The following is a 404-nucleotide window of genomic DNA, read 5'->3' on the forward strand; positions in this document are numbered from 1 at the left end:
CAATTATGGAGGATTAGCTCAGCTGGGAGAGCATCTGCCTTACAAGCAGAGGGTCGGCGGTTCGAGCCCGTCATCCTCCACCATTTTGCCGGTGTAGCTCAATTGGTAGAGCAACTGACTTGTAATCAGTAGGTTGGGGGTTCAAGTCCTCTTGCCGGCACCACTTTTATATGATATAATACTCAAGTCTCTTGTAAGAAGAGCCATTAGCTCAGTTGGTAGAGCATCTGACTTTTAATCAGAGGGTCGAAGGTTCGAGTCCTTCATGGCTCACCATTTTACGCGGGTGTGGCGGAATTGGCAGACGCGCTAGACTTAGGATCTAGTGTCTTTATGACGTGGGGGTTCAAGTCCCTTCACCCGCATTATATAGGATGACAGTTAGAAAAGCTGGACATCCTGTA

At 48.3% G+C, this 404-nt stretch carries 4 tRNA genes; all 4 read left to right on the forward strand.

The window, feature by feature from the left end:
• Nucleotides 1-7: 7 nt before the first annotated feature.
• A tRNA-Val gene (locus ACQXR1_RS22190) sits at nucleotides 8-83 on the forward strand.
• A gap of 4 nt (nucleotides 84-87) precedes the next feature.
• A tRNA-Thr gene (locus tag ACQXR1_RS22195) sits at nucleotides 88-163 on the forward strand.
• Between the two features lie 37 nt (nucleotides 164-200).
• Nucleotides 201-276 (forward strand) — tRNA-Lys (locus ACQXR1_RS22200).
• A 6-nt stretch (nucleotides 277-282) separates the two neighbouring features.
• Nucleotides 283-365: transfer RNA gene (locus ACQXR1_RS22205), tRNA-Leu, on the forward strand.
• Nucleotides 366-404: the final 39 nt, after the last annotated feature.

It is taken from the genome of Bacillus sp. ATD, assembly GCF_050585765.1.
GTDB lineage: Bacteria > Bacillota > Bacilli > Bacillales > Bacillaceae > Bacillus > Bacillus stercoris.